Origin of the sequence: Enterobacter ludwigii (assembly GCF_001750725.1) — a bacterium.
GTDB lineage: Bacteria > Pseudomonadota > Gammaproteobacteria > Enterobacterales > Enterobacteriaceae > Enterobacter > Enterobacter ludwigii.
On the sequence record NZ_CP017279.1, the window covers coordinates 1,463,716 to 1,479,400 of the forward strand.

Below are 15,685 nucleotides of genomic sequence, written 5' to 3' on the forward strand. Positions count from 1 at the left end.
TAATGTCCTCATTATGGTGTCGCTTATTTGGTCTCACTCTCAGCAGCCTGATCGGCACGCGCAGCACTGTAGCCAGATAAATGGCCGACAATATTGGCGTAGATACTGATGATAATGACCCATAGCACGCTGCTCTTCCACCATAAAACGGAAGGGATAGCGAGTATGAACCATATTATTGCTGCCGTTAAATGGCACCGTTTAATAGTCCTGGGACTGATGCTCATTTTATTTAACCTTTGCTATAGCGTCATTTTTGCGCTTTTTGGTTAATATTGCCTACGGCCAGGTCGGTAAGTTTAAGATCGGTTTCTTTCTCTTCTTCCAGCGTTTCGGCCAGAAGTTTAACGGCTTTTTTATAGCCCAGTTGTTCTGCTAATGTGGCGAGGGTACCGTAACTGGCAATTTCGTAATGCTCCACTTTTTGTGCTGCGGCAATTAATGCGGCGTCACGCACCTCATTTTTCTCGGTGCTCTCGATGACCTCATTGGCCTCTTCAATCAGGCCTTCCATTGCTACGCACTTCATACGCTTGAGCTTAAGGCCAGATTCTTGCTCGATAATCTGGTCGATACGCTCAATCTGACCCTGCGTCTCTTCAAGGTGTGCACTAAAGGCTGCGCTCAGTTTTTCACCGGAGGCAGCACGAGCCAGTTTGCCGAGCGCGCGGGTCAGCTGCTTCTCAGCGCTGTAGGTATCGGACAGGAGGTGAATAAACACATCTTCGACACTTTTCATATTCATCATTACGCTCCGGTAAAATAAAGAAGGGGTACTGCGAGCCTGGAGGCCCGCAGCATGCTCTCTGTTTTAAATAAAAGAGATTTACATCAGATCAGGAGTTTTTACGGCCACCACCGTGGCTGTTTTCTCCTCCTTTCTTACCTGCTTCAGATGCGCGTTGCGGATCGTTTTTAAAATTACCGCCGCTGTGCTGGCCACCTTTACGTCCAGCTTCTGATGCTTTTTCACGGTCTTGTGCGAAATTACCGGAACCACCACGATGCTCTGCCATATTAAACCTCATATATTGGTTATGTCAGTTAAGATACGAAAATATTCCGTATCACTCGTCGTTCGAATAATAACTTTAGTCGGTGTTTCATATTCGTCAAATATGTTTTGTAAACCATCGCTTCGTTGCTGAGATATTTCTGATGGTTAACGCTTCGTTTAATATGAATATATCCTGGATGGCTTGCGGTTAACTGCCTGTCTTCATGGAGTTAATCCGCGAGCCGCAGGGGATAACTGTTTTTCTTGCATTGTTTATGCCTGAAGCGCGTGCGGCAGTCTAAAAATTACAGATTAATCTTAAGGAAAAATATTGGAAATCCGCTTGTTGCGTTAACGAAATAAGATATATGCCACTGATATTTGTTTTTAATGAGATATTACCTCTTAAGATAATGCTATTTATTACCTCTTAATGGTTAAGCGATGAGGTTATTAATAATACAGTTTGATCAGAAAACGCTTTATTTAGAGAAGGTGAATCTACATTTAGAGAAGGTGAATCTGCCAGGTCATATGGGTGTCAGGGGCAGGCCAGCACACGCTTTAACCACTCCTGTCTTAAGATCACAAATCGGAAATTCTTCCCCCCAGAGGGAACGGGTTTCTCTACACTCCAGGTAATATTCACTGGAGGCATGACATCATGGCGAACACCATCACGGCTGATGATATTCGGGAACACTTTTCGCAGGCTATGTCGGCGATGTACCAGCAGGAAGTTCCGCAGTACGGCACCTTGCTCGACCTGGTTGCGGACGTAAACCTGGCGGTTCTGGAAAATAACCCACTATTACATGAACAACTGGCGAACGCGGATGAACTGGCGCGCCTGAATGTGGAGCGTCATGGGGCGATCCGCGTGGGTACCGCGCAAGAGCTTTCGACCTTGCGTCGTATGTTTGCCATTATGGGGATGTACCCGGTCAGCTATTATGACCTCTCTCAGGCGGGCGTGCCCGTCCACTCCACGGCGTTCCGCCCGGTCGATGATGCGGCGCTGTGCCGAAATCCGTTTCGTATCTTTACCTCGCTGCTGCGCCTCGAACTGATTGACAACGTCGTCCTGCGTGAGCGTGCCGCGGAGATCCTGTCTCACCGCAATATCTTTACCCCGCGTTGTCTGGAACTTATCGCGCTGCATGAGGCAGAAGGGCACTTTACGGATGCGCAGGCGCAGGCATTTGTACAGGAGGCGTTAGAAACCTTCCGCTGGCATCGTCATGCGACGGTCGACCAGGAGACCTATCTGGCATTGCATAACGAGCACCGACTGATTGCGGATGTGGTCTGTTTCCCGGGGTGCCATATCAACCACCTCACGCCACGTACGCTGGATATTGACCGGGTGCAGGAGCTGATGCCGAAGTACGGGATTGAACCCAAAATTCTGATTGAAGGACCACCGCGTCGCGAGGTTCCCGTATTACTGCGCCAGACCAGCTTTAAAGCGCTGGAAGAGCCGGTGCTGTTTGCCGGGGAGCATACAGGAACGCATACCGCGCGCTTTGGCGAAATTGAACAGCGCGGCGTGGCGCTGACGCCAAAAGGTCGTGCGCTTTATGACAGCCTGCTTGCAGAAGCCGGTACCGGTAAAGACAACATGACGCACCAGCTCCATTTGCGCGAGATCTTCAGCGTCTTCCCGGACAGCGAATTGTTGATGCGCCGTCAGGAACTCGCCTATTTCCGCTATCGCCTGACGCCATCCGGGGAAGCGCATCGACATGCGTTTCGTCCGGGAGACGATCCACAGCCGTTAATTGAGCGCGGGTGGGTTGTCGCTCAGCCGATCACCTATGAAGATTTCCTCCCGGTCAGCGCCGCAGGGATTTTCCAGTCGAATCTGGGCAATGAAACCCAGGCGCGTAGCCACGGTAACGCCAGTCGCGACGCGTTCGAAGCGGCGCTGGGTTGCCCGGTGTACGATGAGTTCATGCTCTATCAGGAGGCTGAAATCCGCAGCAAACAGCGTTGCGGTTTGCTCTGAAATCGTTACTCTTCTGGGGTGTGATGGAAACAGAAGGTTGTTATGCAAAATCCCTCCGCCCCTGTGATTGAAACGCGCCAGGGCGCACTGTCTGGTTTAACGGATGAAAACGTACATCTCTGGTGTGGTATTCCCTATGCGGCGCCTCCCGTTGGCAACTGGCGCTGGCGTTCGCCACGGCCGCCTGAACGCTGGGAGGGGCTGCGTCTGGCCACCGCTTTTTCGCCCTCAAGCTGGCAGAACAGTGAGTATTGCCAGGCGTTAGGCGGCGGCGATCCCGGCCGGTTCTCAGAAGATTGTCTGTATCTTAACGTCTGGTCACCCGTCGAGCGCCCGGCGCTGCTTCCCGTCATGGTCTGGCTACACGGCGGGGGGTTTACCATTGGCGCGGGTGGCCTGCCGCCCTATAACGGTAAGGCGCTGGCAACGCGCGGCGTGGTGGTTGTGACGATCAATTACCGTCTTGGTCACCTTGGCTTCTTTGCCCATCCCGCGCTGGAAGGAGAAGAAGACCGGGTGGTGCATAACTTTGCGCTGCTGGATCAGATTGCCGCCCTTGAATGGGTTCGGGAGAATATTGCCGCTTTCGGTGGCGATCCTGACAACGTCACCCTGTTTGGTGAATCCGCCGGCGCGCGCAGCGTGCTGTCGCTGCTGGCGTCTCCGCTGGCGAAGGGACTCTTCCACAAGGCGATTGTGCAAAGCGGATACACCCTGCCGGATACGCCGCGGGAACAGGCCCTGCAAAAAGGGGAAGCGCTGGCGGCGCATTTCGGCCTTGAGGAGGCGTCAGCAGAACAGTTACGTGCCATTCCCCCCGAAGCGTTCTGGCCGCTGGCCGCGCCGCTGAACATCGCCCCGGCACCCATCGTCGGAGACTGTGTTCTGCCGGAATCAATGCTCGATGTGTTCTTTGCCGCGCGTCAGCATCCTGTTCCGGTGATGATTGGGTCGAACAGTGACGAAGCCAGCGTGATGGCGGTATTTGGTATCGATCTCGCCGGTCAGATCCAGAAGCTTCGCCGTGAACGTCGTTTTGGACTGGGGCTGATCAAACTGCTTTATCCAGGTGTGAAAGGGGATGTGGAGCTTGGCAGGCAGGTGTGCCGGGATATGGCTTTTACCACCATGGGATATGTGGTGATGCAGGCCCAACAGCGCGTGGGCGGCTTGTGCTGGCGTTACTGGTTCGACTATGTGGCGGAAGCAGAGCACGCAACCTATATCAACGGTGCCTGGCACGGTAATGAGGTGCCGTACGTGTTTGACACCCTTGGTGAGATTGAGCCTTCCTGCCACTACGTTAATGCGCGAGACCGGCAATTCGCAGCGCAGGTTGCAGATTATTGGGTGAGTTTTGCGCGTGACGCCGGTCACCGGGAAAGTCTTCCTGGCCCGACGCACTGGCCGGCCTGTCGAAAAGGAAGGGACGTGCTGCTACGTATCGGCGTGAATAAACATGCAGGTTTCAGGCTTGAAAACCGCTTTATGCGCGCGCGCATGAGTCTCTTTAAGCGCGTCATGAAACACCATGTGAGCCTCGACTGAGCAGGCAGGCGCGAAACGCCGCCAGCCCATTTTCCTGGCCAGGCGATTCGCGCAGAACCAGTCTGTAGCTCGCACCCGTTTTAATGCTGCTCTCAAAAGGCCGCGCCAGCCTTCCGGCGCGGACATCTTCTTCCACCAGCGTTTCGTCGGCAATGGCCACCCCCAGCCCCTGAATGGCGGCCGTGATGGCAAGGTCCATCGTGTCGAAGTGTTGATTTTTGTGCATAACAACCCCCGGGCCTTCCTGCTTCGCCAGCCACAAGGACCAGTCTGTCTTATCCCGTGTCGGGTGAAGGAAGGTTAACGCACCCAGTTCGCAACCTGCTCGCAGGGGGCTCATTACCGGGGTTAACGCCTCTTCAAACAGCAGATCGCCCGCGCTCATATGGGTGCCAAATACAATGGCCGCGTCGTAAGATTCCGTTTTGAAATTGACGTTATGGTCGGTGGTAGTGGTCAATGCGATCTGCAGATCCGGTTGCTCACGCTCCACCTCCAGCAGACGAGGCACCAGCCAGCGCATGGCGCAGGTGGGTGCTTTGAGTCGGATCACGGTTTGCTGGGTACGGGCCCGATCGGCCAGGGTCAGCAGCGTTTCAAAAGTGGATTGCAATTCCGGAAGCAGGGCGCTGCCCTGTGGGGAGAGGCGCAGTCCGCGCGCATGGCGCTCAAACAGCGGAAAGCCGAACCACGCTTCAAGGGTGGCGATTTTGCGACTCACGGCTCCCTGCGTCAGACAGAGTTCTGTTGCGGCATGGGTCAGATTCAGATGACGCGCGGTGACTAAAAAGGCATCAATGGCATTAAGCGGGAGCGAACGGCGTGACATTAAACACCTCAGGTATGCGTTTTTCTCATGGCTATTATGACAACAATTCGATTGTCCCGACAACTGACTTGTTGTTTGAATAGTTATGCATTCATCATGAGAAAGGAAAGAGGATGACGTTACACACTCCGGTGCACACCCGTTCCAAATTACCCGATGTGGGAACCACGATTTTTACCGTTATCGGCCAGCTCTCCGCCCGGCATAACGCCATCAATCTTTCTCAGGGTGCACCCAATTTTTCCTGCGATCCCAAACTGGTCGCCGGGGTGACCCGGGCGATGGAGGCAGGGCACAACCAGTACGCGGCAATGACCGGCCTGCAGCCACTTAAAGAGCGTATTGCGGATAAAATTGCCACCCTCTACGGCACGCGCTATGACCCGGCCAGCGAAGTGCTGGTCACCGCCAGTGCCAGTGAAGGACTCTATTCGGCGATCAGCGGGCTGGTGCACCCGGGCGACGAAGTGATCTACTTTGAACCGTCGTTTGACAGTTACGCCCCGATTGTTCGCCTGCAGGGGGCCATGCCGGTTGCCATTAAACTGACGGTGCCGGAGTTTGCCGTCAACTGGGATGAAGTCCGTGCGGCGATCACCCCGCGTACGCGCATGATTATCATCAATACCCCGCACAACCCGAGCGGGCAGGTCTTTTCAGCAGAGGACCTGCAGCAGCTGGTGGCGGTGACCCGCAATACCGATATCATTATTTTGTCTGACGAAGTGTACGAACACGTCGTCTTTGATGGTGAACCGCACCACGGTATGGCGACACATCCGCAACTGGCGGAGCGTAGCGTCATTATCTCTTCCTTCGGAAAAACCTATCACGTGACCGGCTGGCGTGTGGGTTACTGTGTTGCTCCGGCGGTACTGATGGATGAGATTTGTAAAGTCCATCAATTTCTGATGTTTTCGGCCGATACGCCAATGCAGCATGCGTTTGCAGAACACATGATTGACCCGCAAACCTGGCTGTCGCTGGCGGCGTTTTATCAGCGCAAACGCGATCTGCTGCAAAGTTTGCTGGAGGCATCACCGTTCAGACTCTTGCCGAGCGCCGGTTCGTTTTTCCTGCTGGCCGACTACAGCCAGTTTAGCGATGAGCGCGACAGTGAACTGGTGAAACGGCTGATCGTTGAGTATGGAGTGGCCACCATTCCGCTGTCGGCGTTTTATGCGGATGGTACGGATAATAAATTGATTCGTCTCTCTTTTGCGAAAGATGAGGCGACGTTACGGGCAGGTGCCCAGGCCCTGTGTCGGGTTAAACCACGCTAAGGAGTTGGAGATGAAATTACGCGCGTTAGTTGTCGGCATGGGATTGCTGTGTACGTTTTCGTCATTCGCTGCCATCGAACTGCGGTACGGGCTGGAGGCGGAATATCCGCCGTTTGAAAGCCGAAATGCTGCTGGCGAACTGGAAGGGTTTGACGTTGAGCTGGGCAATGCCATCTGCAAAGCCGCAGCGCTGAAATGCACCTGGGTTGAAACCTCTTTTGATGCGTTAATACCGGGCCTGGTGGCGAAGAAATTTGATGCCATTAACTCGGCGATGAACATCACCGAACAGCGACGTAAAAGTATTGATTTTACCCAGCCGATTTACCGCATCCCGTCGCAGCTCGTTGGCAAGGCCGGTACCGCGGTAGAGGCAACGCCCGCGGGGCTTAAGGGCAAAACCATCGGTGTCCTGCAGGGCTCCATTCAGGAAACCTACGCGAAAGAGCACTGGGAAAAGCAGGGTGTCACCGTGGTGTCTTATAAAGATCAGAATATGGCCTGGGGCGATCTGCTGAATGGCCGTATCGACGCCTCGCTGGTTATGTCCGCGGCCGGGCAGGCAGGTTTCCTCAGCAAGCCGCAGGGGAAAGGGTTTGGCTTTATCGGCAAACCGGTGTCGGACGACACTATCCTCGGCAGTGGGATCGGCTTTGGGTTGCGTAAAGGGGACGAGGCCACCAAAAAGCAACTTGATGCCGCAATTGATAAAGTGCGTGCCGATGGCACGATCGCTAAACTCGCTGATAAGTACTTCCCAGGTATCGATGTCAGCGTAAAATAACCGCCTCATTTGCCCCGACTGACGATGTCCAGCCGGGGCATTTTTATACACGTCTTTATACCTTTCTTTACACCTTTTTCGGGTCGTTCTGGTCGACAGAAAATATTTCGCACTTTGTATAGATAATCGCCGCCCAACAATTGGATTCTTAACCATTTTTGTTTAGGCTGTGCGTTCTTTCTTGCCGTCATTTCGCCGAGTGCGAAACACATTCACACGACCATAAGGACGTTTTTCCAGGCATGAATCGCAGACGTTTTCTAAAAGGCTCGCTGGCAATGGCAGCCCTGAGCGGCACAACTGGCCTTGCTTCCCTGTTTTCCAAAGCGGCTTACGCTGCTGACTCTGACATCGCTGACGGTCAGAGCCGTCGTTTTGACTTCTCCGTACTGCAATCCATGGCCCATGACCTGGCGAAAACCCCGTGGGGCGGAGCACCGCGACCGTTACCGGACACGCTGGCGACCATGACGCCGCAGGCCTATAACGCCATCCGTTACGATGAAAAACAGTCACTGTGGAATAACATTGAAGGCCGTCAGCTGGACGTGCAGTTCTTCCATATGGGCATGGGTTTCCGTCGCCGCGTGCGCATGTTCTCGCTGGATCAGTCAACGTCACAGGCGCGCGAAATCCACTTCCGTCCTGAGCTGTTCAGCTACGGTGAAACCGGTGTTGATACGAAGCAGCTGGAAGGGCAAAGCGATCTTGGGTTTGCCGGTTTCCGCGCCTTCAAGGCACCAGAACTGGCGCGTCGTGATATCGTCTCATTCCTGGGGGCGAGCTATTTCCGTGCGGTTGATGATACCTATCAGTATGGTCTTTCCGCGCGGGGTCTGGCGGTGGATACCTTTACAGACACGCCGGAAGAGTTTCCTGACTTCACCGCGTTCTGGTTCGAAACCGTCAAACCGGGCGACACCACCTTCACCGTCTATACGCTGCTGGACAGCCCAAGCATCACCGGTGCGTATAAGTTCGTGATCCACTGCGAGAAGAGCCAGGTGATCATGGAGGTGGAAAACCATCTCTATGCGCGTAAAGACATTAAACAGCTCGGCATTGCGCCGATGACCAGTATGTTCAGCTGCGGTACAAACGAACGCCGCATGTGCGATACCATCCACCCGCAAATTCATGACTCCGACCGTCTCGCCATGTGGCGCGGTAACGGGGAGTGGATTTGCCGTCCGCTGAACAACCCGCAGAAGCTGCAGTTCAATGCGTTTGTGGACAAAAACCCGAAAGGGTTCGGCTTGCTTCAGCTCGATCGCGATTTCTCACATTATCAGGACGTCATGGGCTGGTATAACAAACGCCCAGGCCTCTGGGTGGAGCCGCGTAACGACTGGGGTAAAGGTGCGGTTGGCCTGATGGAGATCCCGACAACGGGTGAAACACTGGATAACGTGGTCTGCTTCTGGCAGCCAGAAAAACCGGTGAAAGCGGGCGATGAGCTGGACTTTAAATACCGTCTTTACTGGAGCGCCATGCCGCCGGTCCGTTCCCCACTGGCGAATGTCTTCGCGACCCGTACCGGTATGGGTGGGTTCCCGGAAGGCTGGGCGCCGGGCGAAAACTACCCGAAAGTGTGGGCCCGTCGCTTTGCTATCGACTTCGTCGGGGGCGATCTGAAAGCTGCCGCGCCAAAAGGCATTGAGCCGGTCATTACCCTCTCCAGCGGCGAAGCGAAGCAGGTTGAGATCCTCTACGTTGAGCCGTTTGACGGCTATCGCATTCTGTTCGACTGGTATCCTACCTCGGATTCGACCGAACCGGTGGACATGCGCCTGTTCCTGCGCTGTCAGGGAGATGCGATCAGTGAGACCTGGCTGTATCAGTATTTCCCGCCTGCGCCGGACAAACGTAACTACGTTGACGATCGCATCATGCGTTGACCATTTATTCCCTCTCCCCGGCGGGGAGAGGGTGACGGGAAGGGACCATGACCGCCACTGAATCTGAAATTATCCCGGTGACTGACCATCTCGAGCTTCGCGCCGTCGAAGAGCGCTATACCGCCGATTTGCACAACATGGTCATCAGAAACAAAGCCTGGCTGCAAACCGCCTTTGACTGGGCGCAGCATGTGGGCACCGAAGATGACACCCGTCGTAATGTGCTGAGTAATCAGATGCTGCACCAGCGCGGCTACGCCAAAATGTTTCTGATTTTCAAGGATGAGGACCTGGTCGGCGTGCTGTCGTTTAATGCAATTGAACCCGCCAACAAAGCCGGATACATCGGTTACTGGCTGGACGAGGCGCATCAGGGACAGGGCATTCTGTCGCAGGCGCTGCAGGCATTTATGCGCTATTACGTCGAGCGAGGCGAGATCCGCCGTTTTGTCATTAAGTGTCGGGTGGCAAATAAACCCAGCAACAACGTTGCCCTGCGCAACGGTTTTACGCTGGAAGGGTGCCTGCGGGAAGCAGAGTTTCTGAATGGCCGTTATGACGATGTGAATCTCTACGGCAAAATTTACCCGCTATAACGCCCCTAACAGAGGCGTACGAGTGATGCGCTGGTCGCCGTTAATCACCTTTTCGCCGCGTAGGTGGATGTTCTCACCGGCAAAAGCCTCAATCACCGCATCGTCGGTGATTTCAACCCGATGCTCAATAAGCACATCGCCGCTGATACGCGCCCGTCCCTGGATCACGACCTTATCGTCCAGCAGGATAGGGCCGCCGCGCAGCCAGGCCTGACCGCCAATCAGGACGTGGTGTTTAATGACACAATTTCCTTCCACCACCGCGTTTTCAGCCACCTGAGAGCTGTAGCGGACGGTAGGGATGGCATCGTCGTCAAAACCGGCAATGACGCGGGCGTTACCGTACACTTTTGCGCAGTCACATACCCAGACGTTATTGAGATCGTTGCCTTCGAGGATGGCGCTGTCGAAAACTTCCGCCCGGTGTTCAACGAAGGCATAATTAACCATTGCCTCGCCGTAGATTTGCGCCTGATGCACAATGCGGGACTGGCTCACCGTCGCCTTGTCATAAATTTTCAGGATCTGCTCATGGTCCGGCGTAAGCCCTTTGGCAGCAATCACCACGCTGTTATGAAGCACCCGCGCCTCGCCGAAAATATGGCATTCGCCGCGTACGCAGGATTGCTGTATCGTGACGTTGTCACTTATGCGCGCGCCGTGACTGACCTCCGCGCCGTCCAGCCAGCAGTTGTCGCCAATCTGCGCGTCATGACTGACAATGCAAGGCAGGGTAAGGCGGGCGTTGCCGGACACCGTCGCACCGGCAAAGACGACGCTGTTTTCATCGTAGATCCAGCAGTCGCCTTCGTGCGCGAGGGCGCTCTCATCTTCAACCCAGCCGCCTTTCGTGCCGCTCACGATGTCGTTAAAATTCGCCGTGGCAATAATCTGTCGTAACGACGTCGTGTGCGTTGTCTCGCCGTTTTTCCATTGCCAGAGGCGGGTGTCCTCGCTGAGCCTGTACTTTTTCATCATGGAGTCTCGGGTAAGCGTCTCCACTAAACGTAGCAAACTTTCGGCGTTTCGTAGTGCTGGCATCCGTCGCGGAAACCCCTTAAAATGGCATTTAAAATACATTTTAAAAATTCAAATTAATGAATAAAAATAACAACGCTCAACAAGTGCTTAACCTGCCCGCGGGTTACTTCGGTATGGTGCTTGGCATCATTGGGATGGGGTTCGCCTGGCGATACGCCAGCACGCTCTGGCCCGTGACGCGCTGGCCTGGTGAGAGCCTGGTGGCCCTTGCGATTGTGATTTGGTTTTTGCTGACGGTGGCGTTTATCGCCCGGGCGATCCGTTTCCCACAAAGTGTGCTGGCCGAGATGCGCCACCCGGTGATGAGCAGTTTTGTCAGCCTTTTTCCCGCCACAACGATGCTGGTCGCCATCGGTTTTGTGCCCTGGCTGCGCCCGGTGTCACTGGTGTTATTTGGCGTCGGGGTGGTGATACAGCTGGCTTATGCTGCCTGGCAAAGCGCCGGATTATGGCGCGGTAACCATCCGCAAGAGGCCACCACGCCGGGGTTATATCTGCCCACGGTAGCAAACAACTTTATCAGCGCCATGGCGTGCGGCACGCTGGGGTTTAACGATGCCGGGCTGGTGTTTCTCGGGGCGGGCGTTTTTTCCTGGCTCAGCCTTGAGCCGGTAATTTTGCAACGACTTCGTAGCGCCGGGGAGTTGCCTTCCGCGCTGCGAACCTCGCTGGGTATTCAGCTGGCCCCCGCGCTGGTGGCCTGCAGCGCCTGGTTTAGCGTCAATGGCGGTGAGGCGGATACATTCGCCAAAATGCTGTTCGGCTACGGCCTGTTGCAACTGCTGTTTATGTTACGGCTGATGCCATGGTATTTATCCCAGCCGTTTAACGCCTCGTTCTGGAGCTTCTCGTTTGGCGTGTCGGCCCTGGCCACCACGGGGCTTCATCTTGGGCAGAGCAGTCCGTCGGGCTTTTTTCACGCCATTGCCGTCCCACTGTTTATCTTTACCAATGTCATCATCGGGATGCTGCTGGTACGAACGTTTATCTTGCTGATACAGGGCAAACTTCTGGTGCGCACTGATAAAGCGCTGCTTATGCAATCTGAGGAACAATAATGGCTGTTGATGAAAATTACTTCACAGAGAAATATGGCTTAACCCGTACGCACTCAGAAGTGCTGTACAGCGCGGGCATTGTGAAACCGGGTAAAACGTTGGATCTGGGCTGCGGTAACGGGCGTAACAGCCTCTATCTGGCAGCCAACGGTTACGACGTGACCGCGTGGGATAAAAATCCACTGAGTATCGATAATATTGAGCGCATCAAAGCGGAAGAAGGCATCGTAAACCTGCAGACGGCAATCAAAGATCTGAACAACCTGAGCTTTGAGGGCGAATACGATTTTATTCTCTCTACCGTGGTGCTGATGTTCCTGGAAGCGAAAACCATTCCGGGCCTGATCGGCAATATGCAGCGCTGCACCAGACCCGGCGGTTATAACCTGATTGTTGCCGCGATGGACACGGCGGATTACCCGTGCACCGTCGGCTTCCCGTTTGCGTTCAAAAGCGGTGAACTGAGCAACTACTACGAGGGCTGGGCGTTGCTCAAGTACAACGAAGAGGTGGGCGAACTGCACCGCACTGACGAGAACGGTAACCGCATCAAACTGCGTTTTGCCACGCTGCTGGCGCGCAAGCCCGCTTAACGGGCGGCCAGCAGGCAGAGCTGCAGGGCCGTGTTGTATGAGGCCTCGAACGACGACAGCGGCAAAAACTCAAACTTCGAGTGGAAGTTATGCGCGCCGGTGAAGAAGTTTGGCGTGAGCAGGCCTTTTGCCGAGAGCGCTGCGCCGTCAGTACCGCCGCGCATTGGCGTCGGTTTGGGCGTGATCCCAAGGGATTCCATGGCCTCAAACATCAGGTCGATAGCGCGACGATCCTCACCAATCGCATTGCTGATATTGCTGTAGGTATCTTCAATGCGATACTCCACCTTTGCCGTAGGATGCTGCCCGGCAATCAACGCCGCGACATCGGCAATCTGCTGCTTGCGGGCGGCAAACTGTGCTTTATCGAAATCACGGATATTCGCTTTTAAGACGGCCTCGTTTTGCCCCGCCTGAATGCCGTTAAACCAGATATAGCCTTCACGCCCCTCGGTGCATTCCGGGGTTTGCTGGCGGTCAAAATGGCTGATGAAGTCTGTCGCCATCAGCAGTGGGTTAACCAGCACGCCTTTGGCGGACATGGGGTGAGCCGTTACGCCGGTAAAGCGAATTTCTGCCGCCGCGGCGTTGAAGTTCTCGTAAACAATCTCACCCAGCTCACAGCAGTCGATGGTCCAGGCAAAATCAACGTCAAAACGGTTTAGATCCAGCGCCTTCGCGCCACACAGGCCGATCTCCTCATCCGGCACAAACGCGACCACAATGTCGCCATGCTGATGTTCTGGCGTCAGGTTTTCCAGCAGCGTCATGACCACGGTGACGGCGGCTTTATTATCTGCGCCTAATACGCTGGTCCCGTCGCTGAAAATAATCTCTTCACCCGGGTAAGCCAGAATTTCCGGATGCTCTTTTACGCGTAACCAGATTGATTTCTCTTTATTCAAACAGAGGTCTTCACCCGTAAATTTTAATATTTGTGGATGAATATCCGGTGATAAACCGACATCGACGGTATCAATATGGGTAATAAAACCGATGCGTGGCGCCCCGGCTACATTACCTTTTTTAACCGCAGTAACCGTCGCGTATTCATCAATCACAATATCGTCTAAACCCAGCTGGGCCAGCTCCTGGGCCAGCTCACGCGCCATGTCGTGCTGGCCCGGCGTAGAGGGAAGGGTGTTCACTCTGGGATCGCTCTGGCTGGTGATGGCGAGATAGCGGAAGAAGCGGTGCGTTAATTGTCTGGAGAGTGCCGAGCCCATAGTGATTCCTTCTGTATTTATTTTTCAGGTGTTTGCTACATCACTTTAATGATATTTATGAAATGGCAAAAGAATTAATTAGCCGTCGAATTAAAAAGACAGGAATAAATGATGAAATGCAAACTCACAATGTTAACGCTGGCACTTGCTGCGCTCACGGTCAGTTCCACCGTCGCGGCAAAAACGCTGGTGTATTGCTCTGAAGGATCGCCGGAAAACTTTAATCCTCAGTTATACACGTCGGGAACCAGCGTGGATGCCAGTGCCGTGCCGGTCTATAACCGGCTGGTCGATTTCAGGGCGGGTACAACGGAACTGGTCCCGAGCCTCGCGGAACGCTGGGAGGTGAGCGAGGACGGCAAGGTTTATACCTTCCATCTGCGTAAAGGGGTGAAATTCCAGAGTAATAAATCGTTCAGGCCGACGCGCGACTTTAACGCCGACGACGTGATTTTCTCGTTTATGCGCCAGAAGGATGTAAACCATCCCTATCACAACGTCTCTAACGGCAGCTATTCCAACTTCGAGAGCCTTGAGTTCGGTAGCCTGATCACGGCCATTGATAAAGTCGATGACCACACCGTGCGCTTTACGCTCGCTCATCCGGAAGCGCCGTTTGTCGCCGATCTGGCGTGGTATTTCGCCTCGATCCTGTCGGCGGAGTATGCCGACGCGATGCTGAAAGCCGGCACGCCGGAAAAGGTGGATATGGACCCGATTGGCACCGGGCCGTTTAAGCTGGTGCAGTACCAGAAAGATTCGCGCATCCTGTTCACTGCGTTTCCGGAGTACTGGCAGGGCAAATCGAAGCTGGATCGACTGGTGTTTAGCATCACGCCCGATGCCTCGGTGCGTTTTGCTAAAATCGAGAAGAACGAATGTCAGGTGATGCCGTTTCCAAACCCGGCGGACCTGCCGCGCATGAAGGCTAACAAAGACATTAATCTGATGAGTAAAGCCGGTCTGAATACCGGTTTTCTGGCCTTCAATACGCAAAAACCTCCGCTGGATAACGTGAAGGTCCGCCAGGCGCTGGCAATGGCCATCAATAAGCCGGCCATTATTGACGCGGTATTCCACGGCACCGGCACGGCGGCGAAAAACCTGCTGCCACCCGGCGTCTGGAGCGCCGACAGCGAACTGAAGGATTACGACTTCGATCCGGAAAAAGCGAAAGCGTTGTTAAAGGAGGCTGGTTTTGCAAACGGCATCAGCATCGATTTATGGGCGATGCCGGTTCAGCGCCCCTACAATCCGAACGCAAAACGGATGGCGGAGATGATTCAGGCCGACTGGGCGAAGATTGGCGTCCAGACCAAAATCGTCACCTATGAATGGGGCGAGTATCTTAAGCGGGTGAAGGGCGGTGAACATCAGGCCGCGCTGATGGGCTGGACCACCGCAACCGGGGACCCGGACAACTTCTTTGGTCCGTTATTTACCTGTACTTCGGCTAACGGTGGATCTAATTCCGCCAAATGGTGCTACAAACCATTTGATAAAATTATCGCTGAAGCGAAATCGATAACCGATCATGATAAACGCGTGGCGCTGTATAAAGAGGCCCAGCAGATGATGCATGACCAGATGCCGGCAGTAATGATTGCCCATTCGACGATTTTTGAACCGGTGCGCAAGGAAGTCACGGGCTATGAAATCGATCCGTTTGGCAAGCATTTGTTCTGGCAGGTTGATATTAATCAGTAGTTTTTCTCTGCCCGGCGTTCAGTCGGGCAATCTTTTCGCAATTTGTGCTGCTTACATCATTTTTTGTCACAACAAACCCGCCAGACTTTTGCTATAACTTCAAATGCATACTTGCAG

The 15,685-nt window shown here is 54.3% G+C and carries 15 protein-coding genes; 9 read left to right on the top strand and 6 right to left on the bottom strand.

What is annotated here, in order from left to right; genetic code table 11:
* Nucleotides 1-23: 23 nt before the first annotated feature.
* The 3 genes from BH714_RS06925 to BH714_RS06935 form a co-directional block, all read right to left on the bottom strand.
* Complete coding sequence (locus BH714_RS06925; protein WP_020884189.1) at nucleotides 24-227, bottom strand: hypothetical protein; 204 nt, start codon at nucleotides 225-227, stop codon at nucleotides 24-26.
* Nucleotides 228-250: 23 nt separating this feature from the next.
* Complete coding sequence (locus BH714_RS06930) at nucleotides 251-745, bottom strand: YciE/YciF ferroxidase family protein (protein WP_040017440.1); 495 nt, start codon at nucleotides 743-745, stop codon at nucleotides 251-253.
* 91 nt (nucleotides 746-836) lie between these two features.
* Nucleotides 837-1,016, bottom strand: a complete 180-nt coding sequence (locus BH714_RS06935; RefSeq protein ID WP_020884187.1) for a con-10 family general stress protein — start codon at nucleotides 1,014-1,016, stop codon at nucleotides 837-839.
* 645 nt (nucleotides 1,017-1,661) lie between these two features.
* Here BH714_RS06935 and hglS point away from each other — a divergent pair.
* Together hglS and BH714_RS06945 are read left to right on the top strand one after the other, a co-directional pair.
* Entirely contained in the window at nucleotides 1,662-3,005 is a 1,344-nt protein-coding gene (gene hglS, locus BH714_RS06940; protein WP_040017442.1) for a 2-oxoadipate dioxygenase/decarboxylase HglS, read from the top strand.
* A 42-nt stretch (nucleotides 3,006-3,047) separates the two neighbouring features.
* Entirely contained in the window at nucleotides 3,048-4,553 is a 1,506-nt protein-coding gene (locus BH714_RS06945; protein ID WP_040017443.1) for a carboxylesterase/lipase family protein, read from the top strand.
* On the opposite strand, the gene BH714_RS06950 is transcribed toward BH714_RS06945, so the two are convergent.
* Nucleotides 4,525-5,382 carry a LysR family transcriptional regulator gene (locus tag BH714_RS06950; RefSeq protein ID WP_020884185.1) on the bottom strand — a complete coding sequence of 286 codons (858 nt, stop codon included), beginning with the start codon at nucleotides 5,380-5,382 and terminating at the stop codon, nucleotides 4,525-4,527. The genes BH714_RS06945 and BH714_RS06950 overlap by 29 nt on opposite strands.
* A 113-nt stretch (nucleotides 5,383-5,495) precedes the next feature.
* On the opposite strand from BH714_RS06950, the gene BH714_RS06955 reads away from it, so the two are divergent.
* The 4 genes from BH714_RS06955 (at nucleotide 5,496) to rimL (ending at nucleotide 9,943) form a co-directional block, all read left to right on the top strand.
* Nucleotides 5,496-6,665 (top strand): pyridoxal phosphate-dependent aminotransferase, encoded by a 1,170-nt coding sequence (locus tag BH714_RS06955; protein ID WP_040017444.1) that lies wholly within the window; start codon nucleotides 5,496-5,498, stop codon nucleotides 6,663-6,665.
* Nucleotides 6,666-6,675: 10 nt separating this feature from the next.
* Nucleotides 6,676-7,449 (top strand): transporter substrate-binding domain-containing protein, encoded by a 774-nt coding sequence (locus BH714_RS06960; protein WP_040017445.1) that lies wholly within the window; start codon nucleotides 6,676-6,678, stop codon nucleotides 7,447-7,449.
* A gap of 242 nt (nucleotides 7,450-7,691) precedes the next feature.
* A complete protein-coding gene (locus tag BH714_RS06965) occupies nucleotides 7,692-9,347 on the top strand; it encodes a glucan biosynthesis protein D (RefSeq protein WP_025204228.1) in 1,656 nt (551 codons plus the stop codon).
* A 47-nt stretch (nucleotides 9,348-9,394) separates the two neighbouring features.
* Nucleotides 9,395-9,943, top strand: coding sequence for a 50S ribosomal protein L7/L12-serine acetyltransferase (rimL, locus tag BH714_RS06970; RefSeq protein ID WP_040017447.1), 549 nt, complete (start codon nucleotides 9,395-9,397; stop codon nucleotides 9,941-9,943).
* Here the strand turns inward: rimL and ydcK are convergent.
* A complete protein-coding gene (gene ydcK / locus BH714_RS06975; RefSeq protein ID WP_025204226.1) occupies nucleotides 9,938-10,918 on the bottom strand; it encodes a YdcK family protein in 981 nt (326 codons plus the stop codon). The two genes, rimL and ydcK, sit on opposite strands and share 6 nt — an antisense overlap.
* A gap of 122 nt (nucleotides 10,919-11,040) precedes the next feature.
* On the opposite strand from ydcK, the gene tehA reads away from it, so the two are divergent.
* Nucleotides 11,041-12,042 carry a dicarboxylate transporter/tellurite-resistance protein TehA gene (gene tehA / locus BH714_RS06980; RefSeq protein WP_040017448.1) on the top strand — a complete coding sequence of 334 codons (1,002 nt, stop codon included), beginning with the start codon at nucleotides 11,041-11,043 and terminating at the stop codon, nucleotides 12,040-12,042.
* Nucleotides 12,042-12,635: a tellurite resistance methyltransferase TehB gene (tehB, locus tag BH714_RS06985; protein ID WP_032678133.1), complete on the top strand. Its 594-nt coding sequence runs from the start codon at nucleotides 12,042-12,044 to the stop codon at nucleotides 12,633-12,635. The genes tehA and tehB overlap by 1 nt, the downstream gene beginning before the upstream one ends.
* Here the strand turns inward: tehB and pepT are convergent.
* Nucleotides 12,632-13,861 carry a peptidase T gene (gene pepT / locus BH714_RS06990; protein ID WP_020884177.1) on the bottom strand — a complete coding sequence of 410 codons (1,230 nt, stop codon included), beginning with the start codon at nucleotides 13,859-13,861 and terminating at the stop codon, nucleotides 12,632-12,634. The two genes, tehB and pepT, sit on opposite strands and share 4 nt — an antisense overlap.
* A gap of 111 nt (nucleotides 13,862-13,972) precedes the next feature.
* Between pepT and BH714_RS06995 the strand changes: the two genes are divergently transcribed.
* Nucleotides 13,973-15,568, top strand: coding sequence for an ABC transporter substrate-binding protein (locus BH714_RS06995; RefSeq protein ID WP_040017450.1), 1,596 nt, complete (start codon nucleotides 13,973-13,975; stop codon nucleotides 15,566-15,568).
* The last annotated feature ends 117 nt before the right edge of the window (nucleotides 15,569-15,685 follow it).

Excerpts from the sequence above, each read along its gene's own strand:
- BH714_RS06925 (WP_020884189.1), bottom strand. The coding sequence starts at position 227 with ATGAGCATCAGTCCCAGGACTATTAAACGGTGCCATTTAACGGCAGCA.
- BH714_RS06930 (WP_040017440.1), bottom strand. The coding sequence starts at position 745 with ATGAATATGAAAAGTGTCGAAGATGTGTTTATTCACCTCCTGTCCGAT.
- BH714_RS06935 (WP_020884187.1), bottom strand. The coding sequence starts at position 1,016 with ATGGCAGAGCATCGTGGTGGTTCCGGTAATTTCGCACAAGACCGTGAA.
- hglS (WP_040017442.1), top strand. The coding sequence starts at position 1,662 with ATGGCGAACACCATCACGGCTGATGATATTCGGGAACACTTTTCGCAG.
- BH714_RS06945 (WP_040017443.1), top strand. The coding sequence starts at position 3,048 with ATGCAAAATCCCTCCGCCCCTGTGATTGAAACGCGCCAGGGCGCACTG.
- BH714_RS06950 (WP_020884185.1), bottom strand. The coding sequence starts at position 5,382 with ATGTCACGCCGTTCGCTCCCGCTTAATGCCATTGATGCCTTTTTAGTC.
- BH714_RS06955 (WP_040017444.1), top strand. The coding sequence starts at position 5,496 with ATGACGTTACACACTCCGGTGCACACCCGTTCCAAATTACCCGATGTG.
- BH714_RS06960 (WP_040017445.1), top strand. The coding sequence starts at position 6,676 with ATGAAATTACGCGCGTTAGTTGTCGGCATGGGATTGCTGTGTACGTTT.
- BH714_RS06965 (WP_025204228.1), top strand. The coding sequence starts at position 7,692 with ATGAATCGCAGACGTTTTCTAAAAGGCTCGCTGGCAATGGCAGCCCTG.
- rimL (WP_040017447.1), top strand. The coding sequence starts at position 9,395 with ATGACCGCCACTGAATCTGAAATTATCCCGGTGACTGACCATCTCGAG.
- ydcK (WP_025204226.1), bottom strand. The coding sequence starts at position 10,918 with ATGAAAAAGTACAGGCTCAGCGAGGACACCCGCCTCTGGCAATGGAAA.
- tehA (WP_040017448.1), top strand. The coding sequence starts at position 11,041 with ATGAATAAAAATAACAACGCTCAACAAGTGCTTAACCTGCCCGCGGGT.
- tehB (WP_032678133.1), top strand. The coding sequence starts at position 12,042 with ATGGCTGTTGATGAAAATTACTTCACAGAGAAATATGGCTTAACCCGT.
- pepT (WP_020884177.1), bottom strand. The coding sequence starts at position 13,861 with ATGGGCTCGGCACTCTCCAGACAATTAACGCACCGCTTCTTCCGCTAT.
- BH714_RS06995 (WP_040017450.1), top strand. The coding sequence starts at position 13,973 with ATGAAATGCAAACTCACAATGTTAACGCTGGCACTTGCTGCGCTCACG.